Source organism: Neptuniibacter sp. 1_MG-2023 (genome assembly GCF_030547185.1).
Lineage (GTDB): Bacteria > Pseudomonadota > Gammaproteobacteria > Pseudomonadales > Balneatricaceae > Neptuniibacter.
Genome location: NZ_JAUOQR010000002.1, coordinates 296,278 through 316,030, shown reverse-complemented (window position 1 = coordinate 316,030; position 19,753 = coordinate 296,278). Strand labels below are relative to the sequence as shown.

The following is a 19,753-nucleotide window of genomic DNA, read 5'->3' as shown; positions in this document are numbered from 1 at the left end:
CTTATCGATGATAAGCGTATGAAAACTAAGGATAGGTTTTAATTTTCCATGAGTGATACTGCAGATTCAATTTATCAGTCGTTACAGGAAGGCACTATACTGGGGCCTGAGCATCACCGCTTTCAACTGATAGGTAATAGCTCAACACACCTCGTTGGCCAACTATGGCAGGCCAAGGATATTGATGTTGCCGGTAATCCGCTTGTTACCCTCTTGATTATCAACCCCACCCTCCTAAAACAAACCAGTTTTGCCGAAGGGATTAAAAAGCATGCAGCTCTAAGCAAACAACTGCAAAATAAACATATCGCAGAATGCTATGGGTTTTTCCCTCACAAAGGCGGACTACTACTCCTATCCTATGAAAAACTGGATGGCCTAACACTTAGCGGATTCATTAAAGCGGGACAGCAGCTTCAACTAGCTCAACGGCTAGGTCTACTCCGACAGGTCGCTTACGCTGTCGATATGAACTTCCAAAAACTACGAAGCCCACACGCATGTTTATCGCCTGATGCTATTTATATAAATCGTAAAGGCGGGGTTAAACTGACCTTATCTGCCTTAAGAGAAGCACTAGAATCAATTGCAGATCTACTACCAGCACCTCCCAGCTACAAAGCATACCAATCTCCTGAAGCCTTCCATCCGGGCAAACTGACACGCAAAACTGATGTATATGCTTTTGCCGCTATCATTTACGAAGTCTTTACCGGCAAGCCCCCCTTTGATGTCAATGAGTCGGAAGCAGATCGGGTACGGAAGCAGTTAGAACAACCAACAGATTTAGACGATGAACAATGGGAAGAACTCCAAAAAGCATTTTCCACTGATACCGAGGAACGTTTCGCTAGCTGCACAGAGTTAATGAAGGCTATCTTCCCACCCAAGACTGAAGAAGAAAGCAACGATAAGTCAGCAAAGGAACAACCTAACGCAGCAATGGAAAGTGAAACAAACGACGAAAATAGCCCACCCTCATCTATAAAAGACAAGCTAAAAAGCACAGCTAAACGATCGATAAAGCTATTAACTGCACCTCCCAAGCTTGTAATTTATACACTGATCGGCTGCTGTATTTTTATTGCTGGTTATCTATCAGGCTGGGCTGTTTCAGAGTTAATCAACTTTAAAGAAAAAGACTTCCAAACTTTACAAATAGCCAAACAACAAGAAGCTTTACAGCAAATGTACGACTCTCTACAAGCTCAACAAGAGATACAAAACCGAGCCGAGCAAGAGCTAAACGACGCATTACAAAACAACTCATTACTTGAACAAAAATTATTATCTGCCCAGAAAATGCTAAAAGCAGCAGAACCTGACACACCGGGCCAACAGATTTTTAAAGATCAGATCGACAACACAACCTACGGCCCTGAAATGGTGTTACTGCCCTCCGGCGAATTTCGTATGGGTGATCAAGCAGGGATTGGAGACGATAACGAAAAACCTGTACATCTTGTTAAAATCCGTAAACCTTTTGCCTTATCACGTTTTGAAGTGACTTTTGCTGAATACGATACCTTCGCCAAAGCAACTAAACGCCCTCTACCTGACGATGAAGGCTGGGGCCGAGGCAACCAGCCAGTAATCAATGTAACTTGGCGGGACGCCTCTGCCTATGTCGAATGGCTTAGCCACGAGACAGGCCACCCTTATCGCCTCCCAACCGAAGCAGAGTGGGAATACGCGGCACGAGCTGGAACCCTGAGCACTTACTGGTGGGGTGATGAACTCAAACCTAACATGGCAGTCTGCTCCGGATGCGGTAGTGAATTTGATGGCGTTAAGCCTATCCCAGTCGGCAGCTTCCCCGCTAACCATTGGGGTCTACACGACATGACAGGAAATGTTGATGAATGGGTGGCAGACTGTTACACCAACAGCTACAAAACAACACCTAGAAATGGCTCAGCTTATACGGAAAAAGTTTGTGAAAGCCGAGTTATGCGAGGGGGTTCTTGGTTTGAGATTGATCGTTTAATTCGACCCGCCAGCCGCTACCGACATCCAGTAGACTCAAAACGTAACAGCTGGGGCTTTAGAGTCGCACTAGACTTTGAATAAAGAACGGAACGCTTTAGAGCAACAACCAGAAAGCCTAGGTTCATTCTAACATTGATAGATTAGGGACTCGTTCTCAGGGAATATTCCATATGCCAATTAACAAAATCAGTCTTGCTCTTTGCCTCGCGGGATTCACCGTTTTATCCGCGCAAGCCACTACATTACAGATAAGCTCTGAACAGAGAGAATCTATCGACCTAACCTTATACAACCAAAATTTAGGTTTAGTCCGTGAAACTCGCGAATTACCCCCTTTAAAAACCGGACAATCGGTGACCCTTGAAGATGTAAGCAAACAGCTACAAGTCGAAAGCTTACGCATAGACAATGCCGGTAAAATACTTGAGCAAAACCTGAATACCAACCTGCTTAACCAACAGAATTTACTGCAACATTTTGTTGGCAAAGAGCTAAAACTTGCACGCTTAAACCCCGTATCCGGAAAAGAGATTATCAGCTCAGTGAAATTGCTGAGCATCGATGGAAGCCGCGCATTGATTAAACGTAATAACAGTTTTGAAAGCATCCCTCTAAATAACGGCTGGCGTTTTATTTTTCCAAACCTGCCAAGCCAACTGCTCGCTAAACCAAGCGTAAGTTTCCGTTCGTCTGGCACATCTAAAGCCCAACTAACAGGTATAAGCTACCTAACGAGCGGATTAAGTTGGGACATGGATTACGTTATGACGCTTAACGAAGCGGGCACACAAGTCACCCTTGATGGTTTAGCCAGCCTAACAAACAACACTGGTGCTGATTTTAAAGACGCTCAGATCTCTTTAGTGGCAGGAGACTTAAATAATCCAGGCGCTCGCCATGCAACCGCACTGCAAGAAGATTTCTCTAATATGGTAATGGCTCGCGGAGCCGCCGCACCTAAATCACTAAGTGGAGAAAGCATTGGCGATTTCCATCTGTTTAGTTTGCCGCGCAAAGTAGATCTATTAAATGGCCAAGTGAAACAGGTATCCTTCCTCACCGCAGAAAAAGTGCCCGTCAGCCGTAGTTATGATTATGAATTTTTGGTTTATCCAACACTGGAACGTAACCAGCATCGCGTTAAACCGAACTTAACCCTCAAATTTTTGAATGATCAAAAATCTCACTTAGGTATGCCGCTACCGGCAGGAAAAATCAGAACCTTCAGCCCTGATAGCAAAGGCCAACTTCAGTTTATGGGCGGCAGCAGTATCAACCATACAGGGGAAGGGGATGAAGTCGAAGTAACTCAAGGCAAAGCCTTTGACCTATCGATCCACCGTAAACAGATCCACTTCAGCACAGTGTTTAATGGTTTTAAAGTGGGACAAGAACTTCGCATTACTAACAGCCGCTCCACCCCTGCGGATTTAGTTATGACGGCAAACTTCCCTCTCGTTTGGGAGATGGAAAGCAGCAACATCGAGTTCGAAAAAGTACTTGGCGGCAGTGCCCAATGGAAAATAAAAGTCCCTGCAAAAGGAGAAAAGGTTCTTCGCTTCCACGTTAAGATGGAGAAACGATAAGCCTTGCTGACTCATTACTGCTCTGGCTGCGGCCTTATCTCAAACTGGTGCTGTTGCAGCCAGAGCAACCCTACAACCAGTCGCGTAAAGCTTGTGCTCCTTCTCCACGAGAACGAATCCTCAAGACCCACTACCACTAGCAAGATCATCTTAAATACCATTCAAAACACCCAAGCTTATCTGTGGAAACGAAATGAACCACCACTCGAGCTAATCCAACAGATCGAAGATAAAAACACTGATGCTTGGCTACTCTTTCCCGCCGACAGGGAAGAACTTAAAGTTCGGCAACAGGAAATAAAATTGAATACTGGGCGTGAAACCCTAATTATTGTGCCCGATGGCACATGGAAGGAGGTCCGAAAAATTGTCCGAAAAAGCCCTTGGTTAGATCAATTACCTCTTCTAGCCTTTGATCCAAAAACACCCAGTAGATATGACCTAAGGCGAAATCCCGATACGGATCATTTATGTACAGCAGAAACTATCATCGAACTGCTAAAGCTGTGCGATGAACTTAGCCCTGCCACACAGCTGACCCAAGCCTTCGATGCATTTATCACGCACTATAAACAATCAAAGCGTCATTAAGGGTAAAACCGCCTTTTATAACAGCGACTGCTTCGCTCGCCAATAATCGGCTTTAAGGGGATCAGCTACCTGCTCTAGCTCTCCTTGAGCATAAGTATCGACTAAACGTTTTATAGCTAATTGGTGTCCCTGCTCCGCCGCTTTAGTGTAGAAACTTAGCGACTTTTCAGCATCCGGCTGAAAATAATGTTCATATCCATTCTCAAAGATACGCCCCATCTGATACTGCGCTTTTTCATCACCCTTTTCCGCAGCTTGTTGCAAATATATGCCACCCTGAATCCGGTTTTGTATACCATCCCCTTTAAAGTGCAAAAGATGCCCATAAACGCTCAATGCTTTTTTATGACCATTATCAGCGCAGAAGCGAAACAGTTTCATAACGAAGTTGTGTTTTTTAAGGGATTTTTGCTGTATAGACGAACGAAATAAAGCATAAGCGACCACAAAAACAAGCGGCGCTAACAGCCTCGAAATAAAGCGCATAACCTTCTCCTACTACAACTATCACAGCAATTAAAAAGCCATAATATCAACTACCGGTAATCTTATGGAGAAAAACTTCATCTAAAAACCACTTGATACAATATATGCTTCTACGCTAAAACTTATATTATCAATCAAACATAAAAATCAGCGCTTATATTCATTTTAGATATATAGGCCATCAAAAGGATTCTAGGGTAGCAAAATGAAAATTTACGAAGATAACTCCCTTACCATTGGTAATACGCCGCTAGTACATCTTAAGCGCCTCGCTCCTGGGCTAAATATTTTCGGTAAAATTGAGTCCCGCAACCCTGCAGGTTCTGTAAAATGTCGTATTGGCGCTAACATGATCTGGTCTGCAGAAAAAAGCGGCGTTCTTAAACAAGGGATAACTATGGTTGAACCCACCAGCGGCAATACCGGTATCGCGCTGGCATTCGTAGCAGCCTCCCGTGGTTACGATATTATATTTACGATGCCATCCTCCATGAGCCTTGAACGCCGTAAAATCATGAAGGCACTCGGCGCCAACATTGTCTTAACTGAACCAGCAAAAGGCATGAAAGGTGCTATTGATAAAGCACAAGAGATTGTAGATAAAAACCCTGATACTCATATCATGCTGCAACAATTTGAGAACCCAGCCAATCCAGAGATCCACGAAAAAACAACAGGTCCTGAAATCTGGAACGACACCGATGGTACAGTGGATGTTGTTGTTGCAGGTGTAGGAACCGGCGGAACCATTACCGGTATCTCTCGTTATATTAAAAACCAGCAAGGTAAAGCAATCACCTCTGTTGCGGTAGAACCGGTTGATTCACCCGTTATTTCGCAGACACTTAATGGCGAAACCGTAAAACCCTCTCCCCACAAAATTCAAGGGATTGGCGCTGGCTTTGTGCCTAAAAATCTAGATTTGGCATTGATTGATCAGGTCGAACAAGTCAGCAATGAAGATGCAATTGCAACCGCTAAACTGTTAATGGAAAAAGAAGGTATTATGGCAGGCATCTCTTGCGGCGCAGCGGTTTGTGCAGCTATGCGTGTGGCAGAACAACCAGAACACGCCAATAAAAACATAGTCGTTATTTTACCGGACTCCGGTGAACGTTACCTATCTTCTGCCCTATTTGAAGGCATGTTCAGCGATAACGAATCGGTTCAATAAATAAAACGGCCATAGCACACTTGCAGACACAAAAAAGCCGGATGAGATAACAGATCCGGCTTTTTACTATCATTTCAAAGATATCTACGATCGCTTAATTACTAACAACTACCTAATTAAGCAATTTCCGAATATCCGCATGGGAAGGGAACACCTCTAAATGATCCGCATGCACTTCATGGTCACTACTTTTAAATACGTTGTACCACTTCGCTCTACGCTGCTGTCCCTGATAGCACCCATTTACTTCATAATTCTCGCCATCTACCGCTAAAATAGCGATAGTGCGTACATGTATATCCGTCTGCATTTTATTCTCTGACCCGTATTGTAATTTTTATACTGACACCCTAGTACAAATCCTACAAATTGCAAGAAATAGAACAAAAAACAGACAAACAAATAAGCCGCATGTAGTAAAATTACAGAGAACTATAACCTTATCCGTTAATATTTTCTAAAAACACACGTGAAGGCGCAAAGAATGCCTGCCCAGTTACCGCTCGGGTATATTTTAACAGGTGATCGGTATGACCTTCACCATCCCCTTCCACCATACTTTTTAACATGAGCGTAAAGTTTTTCGGCGTACAGCAGTAACTCGCAAAAAGAAGCCCACACTCCTGTGTATCACCATAGGGCATGCTATGGCGAAGAATCTCAATAGAATTTCCATCGCTGTCTTTTAAGGACGTCCTTTTAGTGTGAGCCGTAAGTGCCTTATCTGTAGAGGCGAACTCCACATTATCCTCTTTTGTTCTACCGTATGTCTCTTCCTGCTTTTTTACCGGCTGTTTATTCCAATAGGCCATATTGTGAACATAACGCTGCAGATGAATATAGGAACCACCCGCAAAGTTTTGATCTTCCTCTCCAACAACGGCAACCCCTATTCGATCATCACCTTGTGGGTTTTCAGTTCCATCGACAAAACCGGTGAAGTCGCGCATATCAAAATATCTAAACCCATCGACCTCCTCAACTACCTGAACCGCATCCCCTAACTCAGCACAGAGCTCCCGTGCTAGCTGAAAATTGAGATCTTTCCTTTCTGAGCGTATATGGAAAAGCAGATCCACCGGCGTATTAGGTGCAACATTCTCACCATTTTCAAAACTAGGAAACGCAGCTAACTCCGCCGGCGCCCCAGTATCGATGATTTGTGACCAATAACTACTGCCTATCGCCGCCACTAAGCACAACCCCGCCTCAGGTTCTAACTGGTTATACTTTTCCTCAAGCGCTGTAACATCCGCTAAGACCTGCTTAACACGCTGTTTAGCACCTTCGTTGCGCGTTTGATTTAACGTTAAAAAAAGTGCTGAACGATTCGCCTCAGCCACTATCCCCTTTTGATACAACGCCATTACTCACCTCTTTATCAAAACAACTTCGTTTAAGTATAAAACCAATACCACCAAGTCACATTAAAGATCATGGATTAATTCACTAATAACAGCTACTACCTAGTGACAGACTATAAAAAATCATTAAAAAATTTTGAATTTTGTCATCAAAATAGAGTCTTAAGTACAAATGAATAGTTAAATAGAAGAGTTCACCCCATGAGATTCATAAAGACAGCGCTACTATGCCTAGTAGCCCTAACCACCACACTTTCCATAAACACTTATGCCGCACCAAAGTCAGAGCTCTGGGAATACTGGTTGCAGCACGATCCACAGAGCAAGATGGTTATTAGTCATAATCCATGGAATCAGTTTCTTTCAACCTATGTAGAAACAAATAGCAACAGCAATACCGCCGTAAAGGGTATTAATACCCTCAAATATGCGAGCGTAACAGCAGCGGATAAACAGGCCCTAAAAAGCTATATTGCTACACTCACAGCCCTACCCATTAGCCAATATAATCGTAATCAACAGCGGGCTTACTGGATAAACTTATACAATGCACTGACCGTTGATGTGGTACTCGACCACTACCCCATCAAATCTATTATGGATATCAAACTCTCAGGCTTATTCACCCGAGGGCCATGGAAGAAAGAACTGATTAGTGTTGAGCAGCAACCGTTAAGTCTCAACGATATAGAGCATCGAATTCTTCGCCCTATTTGGAAAGATCCTAGAACCCATTATGCCGTTAACTGCGCATCCCTTGGCTGCCCAAATTTAAGCACACAAGCTTATACAGCAGAAAACATGGAACAACAGCTAGAACAAGCAGCAACTGCTTTTATCAACCATCCAAGAGGCGTAGAAATCAAAGACGGTACGTTGATCGTATCAAGTATTTACAACTGGTTTAAAGAGGATTTTGGAGGCGATGACACTCAGGTAATTAAACACTTAGAACAGTACGCTAAAGAACCTCTCAAGCATCAGTTATCAACGGTACAAAGCATTTTTGATGATCAATATAATTGGCAATTAAATGAAGTTCGGTAACCATAAAAGTAAAGAACCGAGCCATTACCCTGAAAAGTAAAGGCTCAGCCTCCCGTGATTTGAGGCAAAGGCCAACGATACACACTCAGCACCTCTAGACCGTGCTAGATCTATAGTAGGTGCTATTTACTTCTTAGAATGAATTGCTTTTTAAAAGCAACCTATTCTCGCTTTTCACTCATACTATGCTATAAATAATAGAGAGCTCGTTATAAGCCCGTTAACATTCAAAAAACACACTTATAAGTGCGCACGAATTCTAGGGCACAATCATAAATGACATTGACAAATAGCGGGACCAGAAAGGCACTGCCCTTTTTAACACTTATTTTCTTTTTATTTTCTTTAGTATTGGTATGGAGCTTTTTCACTCTCAACCACAGCAACTATTTTCACCAGCTAAATATCCGTCACTTCAAACATACCGCTGAATTAACGGGGCTTATTTCTGCGCCTATAAAACTTTTTCCAACCGAAGAACCTCTAAATCTTGAGAAAATACGTCAAACTATTATTGATATTCGCAGGCAACCTATTGAGTGTTTATCAATAACCCGCTGGTCTGACCGAGTACTAATGAAATTGATTGGTACCGATTCTATAATCGCTATTTGTGAAAATGACCTAATAATCGCTAACGAAACACTCGATGCTTTGACAGGCTACAAAAATGGCACAGTCAGCACACAAGTGCTACAAAACCAGTTAACAAAAGCCGTTTCTGAGTTTCAAAGCAACTCCGTCAAATTTGAACACCCTGTAGAAACAACAATCAACCTTATAGCCAACGTTACCATCTGGTTGATCATACTCTCTTCAATCATCGTTTTGCTTTTAACCATATTGATATCCCGTGCAGTCGCGATCGTACTGACTAATAAGGAAAAGGCAATGAAGGCCCTCGCAAAGAGCGAGGAGCGTAATAAACAACTCGCTTACAACGACAGCTTAACAAGCTTGCCCAATAGAAACTCACTAGACCACAAAATTAATACAGCGATTGCTAAATCATCTCGCAATAACTCACAGTTTGCGGTCATGTTTATAGATCTAGACCAATTTAAAGACATCAACGATACATTAGGTCATACCGTAGGTGATAAGTTACTCATTGAGATGGCAAAACGTATTACCAATACTGTACGAGCAAACGACTCAGTCATACGTTTTGGTGGAGATGAGTTTGTTGCTGTCACCGACTGCTTTGTAGATATTGAGATTATCGACTCTATTGCCCATAGAATTATCGATGCCATTAGCAAGCCCATTAAACTAGACACCGTTGAATCATATATTACAGCCAGTATAGGTATTGCCTGCTATCCACAAAATGGTAGAAACAGCACCGTACTTCTAAAGCATGCAGATACAGCGATGTATCAAGCTAAAAATGCGGGTAAAAATCAGTACCAACCTTATGACAAGCGCTCAGCAACTAAACAAAATCGTAAACTCAGCATCGTTCACCAACTGCACCATGCCATTAAAAATAATGAGTTCAGCCTTGCCTATCAACCAGTCGTTAAACTTACAGATGGCAGCACTGTAGGCAGTGAAGCACTTTTACGCTGGACAACCGCTAATGGTGAAACTATTGGGCCCGATGAATTTATACCCATTGCCGAGAACTCAGGACAGATTATTGATATAGGTAACTGGGTACTCGAACAAGCCTGCCTGCAGTGTAAAGTTTGGCACGATGCTGGAGCCATCAACCACGCAATGGCTATTAATGTCTCATCTCAGCAATTAAAAGACCCATTATTTTCTAAACGACTGTCGGATATCTTAACCCGCTTATCCTTACCGGCTTCATCCATTCATATTGAAATTACAGAAAATAGCGTTATTACCGAAGATCAGAACAGTGTTACCACACTTCACGAGCTAGCCGAACTAGGTACTAAACTACTACTCGATGATTTTGGTACCGGTTACTCCTGCTTGAGCTATTTGAAAGACCTACCCTTTGATGTATTGAAAATCGACAAAAGCTTTATGCCTGCAAATAACACAATTGCATCCACAATTATTGCAATGGGGCATGAGTTAAATATGGAAATTATCGCTGAAGGGATCGAAACCGAGATGTGTTACGAGTTTTTAAACAACCTAAAATGCCAATATGGCCAAGGTTACCTATTCCAAAAACCTGTTCCTGCCAGCGAATTCGATATTTTCAAAAATTTCAGATCCAATTAGCACTCCTATATTGAGAGCAGACAATCTGAAACCCTGATCAAATTAAGTTCAAACAGACTTAAAGTGCAGAATGAAACTTAGTTAACACTAACAACATAGTGACAACCTCATTACTGCCGAACTGATCAACCAAAAAATACTCAAACCTATAAAGATAGATATGTAACTGAGTTGACCCATCAGGCGTATGCAGCCAAAAAACAAAACCTATATTGATCAAAAACGTAATATAAAACATCAGCCTAAAACTCATCTTCTTAGTTTTATGACGCAACCGCTGCTGTGCAACCATAGCGCCAGGCCACCCTCCAAAGAGAGCTGATAAATGTAAGGTATTTTCAGGTACTCGCCACATTCCATTGATCGCCGCTTTTTTATCTTTTGCATACAAATAATAAGCAACCAAACTTGCCAGCAAATAGATCAAACCTAGCAACACTGGCGTATAACCAAACCAATATGAATACACTAAACCGATAAACAACAGCAAAGTTGAGCAATAAAACGTCTTCATCATCTTCTCTTCAAAGTAAATCTATTGAATAGATCTTTTTTTAAAACCAGCCTATCCTAAATTACTCAGACTTTTTAGAGCACACAGAAAGTTGTTTCATGCTAAAACGATAAGTAACTTTTAGTTAAAATGATCGGAAAAGCTACATTGAGGATCAATGTAATTTAAATGCCTATCAAAAGGAATATTGTATGACACGCGCACTTATCCTTGCTTGCATAACTCTCGCTCCCTTTTCCCATGCAGGCATGAGTCCGGAGCAAGTAGAACAATTTCGTGGCAGTCGATTTTAAAAACATTTGATAAGCCAATTGCCCGAATTACGGCAACCATTGACTATACGCCGCAACTCGGTTGGAAACTTATATCCACAAACAATACTCAAGCCTCTAAGCATTGTGATCGGATCACTCTTGCCGCCGCCAAAGCATATCCCGCACCACTCAAGGGACATCAAATGATGATCGCTAATGTGAATGAGGTTCCTGTTAGCGCAGTAGAAACCCCCGCGGTTCTCATTAACCTACGTATAACATCTGATAACAAACAATCTGGGAGATGTACCGCAGAGGTCGTTTACTTACGCTGTCCAGCGCATAAAACAGATTTCACATACTGTCACCCTTAGACAAAAAAGCTAAGCCCAGCGCTATAGCAATCGCTTGCAGATAAAGCAGGAAAGGTGGAATTAAACACTCTCTCGCTAAAACAAATAAAAGCCCATTCTGGGCTTTTATTATGTACAGTAAGACTGCCCAAAACCTGTTATGGATAGCCTGCTTCTTTTGCTAGTTTTTGGGCTGTGTGTAGATGCATACCTATATTAGATAGATTGGTTGTATCCATCTTAAATTTTCCGAGCCTCGCCACTTCCCTTGCTGGGTAGACATCTGGATTAGCTGGGTATTCCATGCTTAGCTTGGCATAAGTAGCTTGCGGCTCTTTAGTGGTTAGCCACTCTAAAAAGTCGATTGCTTGGGCTTGATTAGGCGTATTGGCGACTACCGCCGCGCCCGTAATATTTACATGAGTGCCCGTCCCCTTTTGATCCGTCCAAAAGAGTTTTAGCTTAGTATCCGGCTCCTGTCTTTTAAACCGTATAAAGTAATAAGAGTTCACAATACCTACATCACAACGACCTTGGTTAATCGCATCAAGCACCTGTATATCTTCGCCGAAAGGCGCCACGGCTAAATTATCCACCCAACCGCGCATAATCTGAGCAGTTCTTTCTTCCCCTTCATGCTTAGCTAACATCGCGACGAAGGCTTGAGTATAAGCTGACTGAGAAGTGAGCAAGCAGAGTTTAGCTTTCCATTTAGGAGATGCTAAATCACTGTAACTGCTTAGCTCACTGGCCTTAACTTTGGTTGGGTTGTAAACAATTGTACGGGCTCTACTGGCAAAACCAAACCAATCCTGTTTTGGTGATGTAAGATGGGCAGGTACGTTCTCTGAAAGAGTGCTTGATTGAACCGACGCTAACAACCCTTTCTCTGACGCCATCCAGAAATACTCAGCTCCTGAAGCGATCATCAGATCAGCTTTTTTAATCTCTGCTTGCGTACTTTGCGCTTCATTTTCTAGACGTGAAATCAGCTCCACTGCAGGGCTGACAAGATAGTTAACGGCTACGCCAGTTTCTAATGCATATTCATTTAATAGAGGTTTTATATAACTGGCATTACGTGATGAATACACCATGAGATCTGCCGCCAGACTAGCAGTTGAAAGTAGAGGTAGCGCTAAGGCCGTAGCAAGTAAGCTATATTTAAATCGCATTATTAAATCGCCTATAAGAAAATCAAAAAGTTAAGAAGGTTTTGCCCATTGGCGTAGCAAGTTGTGATAAATCCCACTTAGCTTTACCACTTCCCGATGAGTTTGGCCCAGCTCAACTGAAAGCTGCTGTACCGATTGATCTAAGTCGAAGAGCATTTCCCGTTGCTGGATATCGCTCACTAAGCTTTGAATCCAGAAGAATGAAGCGACCCGCACACCTTTAGTGACCGGCGTGACCTGATGTAAACTGGTGGAAGGATAAAGCACCATATCACCCGCTGCGAGCTTTACGGTTTGTGCGCCATATTGCGTTTCAATGCTGAGCTCGCCTCCCTCATACTCATCAGGTTCAGCAAGAAAAATCGTTGCAGAAAGGTCGGTTCGTAGAGTTTGGTTGGTCTCAGGTATCTGCATTAACGCCGCATCTACATGTGCACCGTAAGTCTCATTCTCGCTATAACGGTTAAACTTAGGTGGGTAGATTTTGTCCGGCAGCGCAGCCGAAATAAAGGTCGGATGCTGCGATAAGGCACGCACAATATGATGCCCTAAGCTGATAGCCGGCTCTCTACTATCATCTAGCTGCTGGTTCTTTTTTACCTTACGCGCAATACTGCCCGCAGTTTGACTGCCCGCTTGCCAATTAGCGCTATCTAGATGTGTTCTGATCTGCTCTACTTCAGCCTTAGACAGCAACTCTGGAATGGTAATTAACATTCATTTCTCCGGCTTAAATTTGATGATTCCGTCGTAAGATCGGCCAGCCTAATGTCATTGATCGTGGCGCAACCGGTCATCGCCATAGTGAGCTCAAGCTCCTCTCTTAATAACTTGATCATATGCGCAACACCTAAAGCGCCGGCGACACTAAGTGCATAAACCTGTAACCGCCCGATAAGCACTGCATCAGCGCCTAAAGCAATGGCTTTAAATATGTCGCCACCAGAGCGAATACCGCTATCTAACAACAATGGAAAACTATCACCGACCGCTGAACGGATAGCAGGCAACATGGAGAGGCTAGCAGGCACACCATCTAATGTTCGACCGCCATGGTTAGATACAATAATACCGGCAGCGCCTAAGGCTTTTAATTCGAGGGCATCCTCACTATGCAAAACCCCTTTTATCAATACAGGTACAGGGCTGTTTTCAAGAAGCCACTGTAATTGTTCTCGCGAAGGGAGGTTTTGCATATAACTGTGAAAAATATGACTTTGATTTCCCACAGAGGATGATCTACTAGCCGCTTTCTGATCAACTAAATTGGCGGCAATAAGGTCGGCAGGAAATGTGAATCTAGCCCGCTGGGCTCGCATACTGGGCTGCTGAATAGCGGCATCTAAAGTCACAACTATAGCTCTATAACCTGCCGCCACAGCCCGCTTTAATAAGTGTTGGGTATCTTTAAAACCCGGCTGAAAATAGAGCTGAAACCAGCGTTCTGACCCAGCCTGTTCCGCTATCTGCTCCAAGGTCATGGAAGATAGTGTGCTCGCCACTATGCAGCTATCCGTCGCTTGGGCTGCATAAGCTGCTGCTTGCTCTCCTTGAGGATGAACTAAGGTTTGATAAGCAACAGGGGCTAATAATATGGGGTGCTTAAAACTCTGTCCCAGCAACTCAGTTGTTGTAGAGCCTTGCTCAACATCACGTAGAACGCGTGGAATAAAAGCGACCTTAGCAAAGGCCTGCTGGTTTTTGGTTAAAGTGACATCATGCCCACTGCCTCCCGAGATATAAGCAAAGCGATCTTGGGGGATAAAGTCCGGTGCGAGTAACTCATAATCCTGAGCAGATAAAATCTCAGGGGGAATATAGTTAAGCGTTTCTAGAATTTTTCTGGGTTCGTACATATATCATCACTTATAAAAAACAGGGCTACTATAGTAGCCCTGCCAAAGGAAATATCCGAAGGGGGGGATACTAACTTTAGAAGCTATATTCCATCGTTAGCTGAACATTCCTTTTATCACCAATGTAAGTGAATGCACCTGAACGATAAGCAGCTAGGTAGTAATCTTCATCAAGAAGATTGCCTACATTTAATCTAAGCAGCATATCGCGATTAACTTTATAAGACGCAAACGCATCTAATACAGTGTATCCAGGAACACCCATCTCTTCGTTAGCCGCGGTATCTGGCTGACCTGTATAACGAACACTTTCGTAAGTTGCTGTACCGCCGAAAGCAAAAGCTTGAGTCGCTTGATATCTAAGATGTAAAGAGGCAGATTTATCAGCAAAGTTAGCTAAAGTTTTACCTACATTATCTTCGATAATAGATTCTTTCACTTTAGCATTCATCAATGCGATACCGGCCTGAACACTCAGTTTATCGGTAAGATTACCGGCAATGCCAAGCTCAATACCTTCTACTTCGTTTTTACCTGTATTTAAAGTACCGACAGTTGAATACGAATCACCGTCTGAAGACTCCATCACATCACTCTTTGTGATACGGAAGAGCGCTGCTGTTGCTAGCAATTTATCATCATTAAAACGCCATTTAGTACCAAGTTCCCAGCTGTCTGTTTTTTCTGGATTACCCAAAACAGGATTAGCGCCTTCGGCACAGATACCACCATAACCACAACTTGTACCTACGTCCGATTCACCACCATTGAGGTTAGTCGCAGTTGAGAAACTCGCATAAACATTCGCTTTAGGGTTAATTTTATAACTTGCCCCTACATGACCATTCCAGAAACCATCTTCATTGATGAAATCTGTCAACTCACGACCTGTGCCCGGATCATAATTGGCTGTCGTTTTGTAGTCATAGTAGTCGTAACGCAAACCACCAAACACTGTCCACTTATCCGTTATATCTACTGTATCCATCATGGAAAGGGAGATGGTTTTTATATTCCAATCGGAATCCCAATCACCTTTAGATATATCGCGCTGGAGCAATGAGTTAACATCCGAAACTTCAGCACCACTAGCATCGTTTAGGCAATATGCAGCACCGGGGCCTCCACGACCAGAGGCGAAACAGTTCGACGCTCCTGTGGCCGTATTATCATACACACCATTAAGTACTTGCTGATCGGTATACTCTAGGCCAAATACAAGCTCATGGTTTAAACCACCCAGCTCACGGTCCATCAACAGGTTAAACTGGTTAGCAAAATACTCAACTTCCTGCCAACCTTGGTGGGTACTTAAAGTAGCTGAACTATATCCATTAGTGTCGTTCGTTGCATCGAGCAGTGTAGGGTAAGCGGTAGTACCACGCGCGCCGGTTGTTACATAACCGTTATCGGTTGTGCCGTAACGGGTCAAGTTAACAATACGTGTATCCGGATTAAGTTCATAACCTATACGTAGTGTTGCTGTATCAACCTCGGAATCAAGAAAGTCTTCATTTTGAAGATACACAGGGATATTAGCTACCGGTTGTCCATCCCCTGAGGTATCAAGGTAGGTACCTAAATCCGGTTTATCATTACCTTCAAAGTGGTAATAATCAGCAGTAATTTCTAAATCATCACTTGGTTGATGAGTAATCGAGAAGGCTGCACCTTTACGCTGACGATCAGCGGGCGCACGATCGGGCACATCCTCTTCTGCATGCAGGATGTTAGCTCGAATTGCCGTATCATAGTTAATAACTTGGTTCGTATCTAAAGATAGGCGGTGCTGGTTATCAGTACCAATGCCGGCTGAAAGTTTAGTGAAGTCGTATTCAGAACTTGCACGTTTAGTCGCAGAGTTCACAGCACCACCCGTTGTACCACGGCCAGCAAAGCTAGAACTTGGCCCTTTACTAATCTCAACCTGTTCAGTTGCAAAGCTTTCACGGATTGTCATGCCAGGATCACGCATACCGTCGACAAAAACATCACTGCGGGCTTCATGACCACGAATCACATAACGGTCACCAAACGCGTTACCATTTTCACCCGTGCCTACAGTAATACCCGGCTGTCCATCAAGGATCTCGCGCAGATCTGTGCGCCCAGTATCAGCAAGCTCTGTTGCTGTAAGTACAGTAATTGTTTGCGGTGTTTCCGCTAGGTCACGCGTACGGCGAGGGTCTGATAGTCGTTCAGCCAAATAAGGAGAGCCTGGTACTGCATAAGGATTAGTATCTGGAGTGACGGATTCTTCAACGGTCAGCTTATCGAGGGAGATTGTTTCCTCTGCAGTAGCTACACCAGCCATCAAGGTACCTGAAATTGCTAAGGCTAAAGTACCTGGGGTAAAGGCGCTTTTCTTTCCTATATTTCGCTCTATGCTAGAGGGCTTTTTTGTATTGGCTTGATACATTGTCTGTCCTTAAAATAACTTACGTGTTGGGTTCAATGAGAATTCAATCGGTAGTGTTAAATCTAGTGGGCCCTCACCTAGATCAGAAGGAATGCTCGGGAATGGACTTGCTCGCAGCAGCATATCTGTTGCTTCCTTATCCAGCCGAGAATCACCTGAACTTGTGACGATTCTCGAACTTTTTACCCGACCATTTTTCTGAATCACAAAACTAACCACTACCGTACCGGTGACTCCATCTTTTCGAGCACTGCGTGGGTAACGTTTAACCCGTGCAATGCGCAGCAAAACTTTGCTTAAATAGCTCTGCTTTGCTGCTGGATTACCACCCGTTTCTACACGCGTTCCAACACCCGTTGCTTTAGTTGCAATCGGTGTTGATTTTGCGCTGCTATCTGCCTCTTTTGCCTTAAGATCGTTAGTGGATTCACTTTGAGGCTGAGGTTTTTTTGTTATATCAGGTCTCTTCTCCGGCTGTTTTACCGGTTCTTGCTTGAGCGTTTTTTTTGTTTTTGGTTTCGGCGTTGGTACAAGTTCAATCGTTTCTTCCTGCTCAGGTTCAACAACTGGCTCTGGCTCAACGATTTCCTCCTGCTTCGCTTCAACAACCGGCTCTGGTTCAACTACTTCTTCTTGCTCTTGTTCCTTTTCTAGATCAGGCTTATCGCTGTTTTTTTCTTCGACTAAATTGCTCTCAACGATCTCATCACGCACTTCTGCAGTTTCAGTGAAACTGCCTGCAATACCGACACTGACCAACAAACCATCCTGCCCTTCAGCGATTGCACCTTCGCTATCTTCACCTAAAATCCAAGGCGTTATTAACGCTATATGGATAAATACCGCGACTATTAGGCAGAGTAATACCTGTTTTTTAGCTATCATCATTTATGTTCAGTCGCTATCTGCAAACGCTTAATTTTTAGTTGACGAACAGCGCTTAAGACCGGATCTAATGCCGAGAAAGGCAAGTTACGATCTATATGGCAGGTCACTATAGATTCCTCTGAGATCACTATAGGTTCCGCTGAGGACTCTAACGCCTGCAAAGATTCAAGCAATGGCTTATCTATCTTTTGACCATTGAGGTAATGATCGCCATTCAGCAATATCTGAATCTCTATATCTCTTGCAACAAGTCCACCTTCACTGCTTGAAGCGGGAATCTGCAAATCTGCATTTCTTGCCTCTATATGGCCGGCAATCATGAAGAAGATCAGCAATAAAAAAACGATGTTAATTGCCGGAACCATACTGTCATCGAGCTGGCGCTTGGGGCGACTCTGCTTTTTAGTAGCATCTGTTAAAATCATAATTCAACAGACTCACTTAAATTCAGCTGAGTAATACCGGCCTGATAGCTCATATCGATTAACTCGATAACCTTTTGAATATTGACATTCGCCCCAGCGGATAAACTCACATGACTATCATTTTCAACCAGAGTATTGAGCAATTGGATAAAGCTTTGCTCGCCTACAATATATTGAGCACCATCAACCTCAACGATCCCTTTAGGTTGTAAAACAATCCGGACCACCTCAGCTTCAACCTGTGAAGCACCTGAAGTGGCATGTTTTATTTCGAGCTGTTTCTTTTGACTAAAGGTTGATGACAACATAAAAAACAGCAACAAGATAAAAACCACATCGATCAATGGGGTGATGCTTATAGTTTTTTTCCTCGGGGCGATATTATTCAGCAACACAACCAGCATCCGCTCTCGTATCACTAGGCACAGCCACTAAGGGATTAAAATAAAAGGTAAATACTTGTGTTACCGCATCATCTAACAACCAAGCAGAGCGCTCAGCTTTACGCTCAAGCCAGCTATGGATTGCAGCAACAGGAATAGCAACGGCCAAACCTGCAGCCGTTGTCAGTAGCGCTTGCCAAATACCACCAGACAGAACCGCTGGATCAACTTGACTCCCGGCAGCTTCCATCTGCTGAAAAGCTACAATCATTCCTAATACAGTACCCATCAAACCGAGTAGAGGGCTCAAGTTCGCTATTAATTCCAATGGACGAAGCAACGCAGTCAGTTGATTAACATAACCCTGCGCACGTCGTGTTAGCTCCTCTTTTAACATGTGCGGATCTTTACCCTCACTCAAACCACACATAGCAGAGCGAACAATACTAGGCACTGGGCGAGCACCCTCAAGCGCACTTATGGCAAACGCGGCGTTCCCCGCCTTCCAATGTTCTAAACCTTTATTAACTAGATCAGTTTTTTCAGGTCGCAGCACAGCAAACTGCCATAGTTTGAGCAGTGTAATGGTGACCGAAACTATAGATAAAATGATCAAGATCCAGACAACAGGCCCACCTACATCCAACATCTGTATTAATGAATCCAGTTGGTCTAACCCAGTATCAGGCAACAGAGTATTAGTGGCAGACACCTCACTCCCCGGCAGACCAAGGGTAGATGCATCCTCTGCTATATCTAACAAAGAATCTGCATTAGCTGCATCCTCTTTCAGCACCTCAGTAGCTGAAGCGTCCAAGGAAGGAACCTTACCGCCTGCACTTTGGACTATTTCAGAATGAACCGATGCATCAACCACCTCTGTAGCTGGAATCTCTACAGCTCCCCCATTAGGGCTTATGTCATGATTTTCTATGCTTGAATTTGTGCTTGAGTTCATTCAAATACCATTTTCAGTACAAACATTAACAATTATCATTTACAATCGCATTAAGATTAACGCTTTGTTTCGGCGGGATAGTACGTGAA

Annotated in this window: 18 protein-coding genes; 6 read left to right on the top strand and 12 right to left on the bottom strand. The window is 43.3% G+C overall.

Features of this window, described 5'->3' with window-relative positions:
* Window positions 1–48: 48 nt before the first annotated feature.
* The 3 genes from Q4492_RS04165 to Q4492_RS04155 all read left to right on the top strand — a co-directional run bounded on the left by Q4492_RS04165 (window position 49) and on the right by Q4492_RS04155 (window position 4,166).
* On the top strand, window positions 49–2,070 hold the full coding sequence (locus tag Q4492_RS04165; RefSeq protein ID WP_303416004.1) for an SUMF1/EgtB/PvdO family nonheme iron enzyme: 2,022 nt from the start codon (window positions 49–51) through the stop codon (window positions 2,068–2,070).
* A gap of 89 nt (window positions 2,071–2,159) precedes the next feature.
* A complete protein-coding gene (locus tag Q4492_RS04160) occupies window positions 2,160–3,575 on the top strand; it encodes a DUF4139 domain-containing protein (RefSeq protein ID WP_303416003.1) in 1,416 nt (471 codons plus the stop codon).
* Window positions 3,576–3,578: 3 nt separating this feature from the next.
* Window positions 3,579–4,166, top strand: a complete 588-nt coding sequence (locus Q4492_RS04155) for a tRNA-uridine aminocarboxypropyltransferase (protein WP_303416002.1) — start codon at window positions 3,579–3,581, stop codon at window positions 4,164–4,166.
* 15 nt (window positions 4,167–4,181) lie between these two features.
* Here the strand turns inward: Q4492_RS04155 and Q4492_RS04150 are convergent, their stop codons facing one another.
* Complete coding sequence (locus Q4492_RS04150) at window positions 4,182–4,652, bottom strand: tetratricopeptide repeat protein (protein WP_303416001.1); 471 nt, start codon at window positions 4,650–4,652, stop codon at window positions 4,182–4,184.
* Between the two features lie 205 nt (window positions 4,653–4,857).
* On the opposite strand from Q4492_RS04150, the gene cysK reads away from it, so the two are divergent.
* The gene (gene cysK, locus Q4492_RS04145; RefSeq protein WP_303416000.1) at window positions 4,858–5,826 is read left to right on the top strand and encodes a cysteine synthase A; all 969 of its coding nucleotides are present in this window, start codon (window positions 4,858–4,860) and stop codon (window positions 5,824–5,826) included.
* A 112-nt stretch (window positions 5,827–5,938) separates the two neighbouring features.
* On the opposite strand, the gene Q4492_RS04140 is transcribed toward cysK, so the two are convergent.
* Window positions 5,939–6,136, bottom strand: a complete 198-nt coding sequence (locus Q4492_RS04140; protein WP_067862320.1) for a hypothetical protein — start codon at window positions 6,134–6,136, stop codon at window positions 5,939–5,941.
* Between the two features lie 130 nt (window positions 6,137–6,266).
* Complete coding sequence (locus Q4492_RS04135) at window positions 6,267–7,193, bottom strand: Dyp-type peroxidase (protein WP_303415999.1); 927 nt, start codon at window positions 7,191–7,193, stop codon at window positions 6,267–6,269.
* 198 nt (window positions 7,194–7,391) lie between these two features.
* On the opposite strand from Q4492_RS04135, the gene Q4492_RS04130 reads away from it, so the two are divergent.
* Window positions 7,392–8,237, top strand: a complete 846-nt coding sequence (locus Q4492_RS04130; RefSeq protein ID WP_303415998.1) for a DUF547 domain-containing protein — start codon at window positions 7,392–7,394, stop codon at window positions 8,235–8,237.
* Between the two features lie 276 nt (window positions 8,238–8,513).
* Window positions 8,514–10,439 (top strand): bifunctional diguanylate cyclase/phosphodiesterase, encoded by a 1,926-nt coding sequence (locus tag Q4492_RS04125; protein ID WP_303415997.1) that lies wholly within the window; start codon window positions 8,514–8,516, stop codon window positions 10,437–10,439.
* 58 nt (window positions 10,440–10,497) lie between these two features.
* On the opposite strand, the gene Q4492_RS04120 is transcribed toward Q4492_RS04125, so the two are convergent.
* From Q4492_RS04120 to Q4492_RS04080, 9 genes are all read right to left on the bottom strand, one after another.
* Window positions 10,498–10,953 (bottom strand): DUF1294 domain-containing protein, encoded by a 456-nt coding sequence (locus tag Q4492_RS04120; protein ID WP_303415996.1) that lies wholly within the window; start codon window positions 10,951–10,953, stop codon window positions 10,498–10,500.
* Window positions 10,954–11,718: 765 nt separating this feature from the next.
* A complete protein-coding gene (locus Q4492_RS04115; RefSeq protein ID WP_303415995.1) occupies window positions 11,719–12,735 on the bottom strand; it encodes an extracellular solute-binding protein in 1,017 nt (338 codons plus the stop codon).
* A 30-nt stretch (window positions 12,736–12,765) separates the two neighbouring features.
* A complete protein-coding gene (locus tag Q4492_RS04110) occupies window positions 12,766–13,452 on the bottom strand; it encodes a Fe2+-dependent dioxygenase (protein WP_303415994.1) in 687 nt (228 codons plus the stop codon).
* The gene (locus Q4492_RS04105; protein ID WP_303415993.1) at window positions 13,446–14,591 is read right to left on the bottom strand and encodes an alpha-hydroxy acid oxidase; all 1,146 of its coding nucleotides are present in this window, start codon (window positions 14,589–14,591) and stop codon (window positions 13,446–13,448) included. Before Q4492_RS04105 ends, Q4492_RS04110 begins: the two co-directional genes overlap by 7 nt.
* A gap of 76 nt (window positions 14,592–14,667) precedes the next feature.
* Complete coding sequence (locus Q4492_RS04100) at window positions 14,668–17,010, bottom strand: TonB-dependent siderophore receptor (RefSeq protein ID WP_303415992.1); 2,343 nt, start codon at window positions 17,008–17,010, stop codon at window positions 14,668–14,670.
* A gap of 9 nt (window positions 17,011–17,019) precedes the next feature.
* Window positions 17,020–17,898 (bottom strand): energy transducer TonB, encoded by an 879-nt coding sequence (locus Q4492_RS04095; RefSeq protein ID WP_303415991.1) that lies wholly within the window; start codon window positions 17,896–17,898, stop codon window positions 17,020–17,022.
* Window positions 17,895–18,323, bottom strand: a complete 429-nt coding sequence (locus Q4492_RS04090; protein ID WP_303415990.1) for a biopolymer transporter ExbD — start codon at window positions 18,321–18,323, stop codon at window positions 17,895–17,897. Before Q4492_RS04090 ends, Q4492_RS04095 begins: the two co-directional genes overlap by 4 nt.
* Complete coding sequence (locus tag Q4492_RS04085; protein ID WP_303415988.1) at window positions 18,320–18,718, bottom strand: biopolymer transporter ExbD; 399 nt, start codon at window positions 18,716–18,718, stop codon at window positions 18,320–18,322. Before Q4492_RS04085 ends, Q4492_RS04090 begins: the two co-directional genes overlap by 4 nt.
* Window positions 18,705–19,664 (bottom strand): MotA/TolQ/ExbB proton channel family protein, encoded by a 960-nt coding sequence (locus Q4492_RS04080; protein ID WP_303415987.1) that lies wholly within the window; start codon window positions 19,662–19,664, stop codon window positions 18,705–18,707. Before Q4492_RS04080 ends, Q4492_RS04085 begins: the two co-directional genes overlap by 14 nt.
* Between the last annotated feature and the right edge of the window lie 89 nt (window positions 19,665–19,753).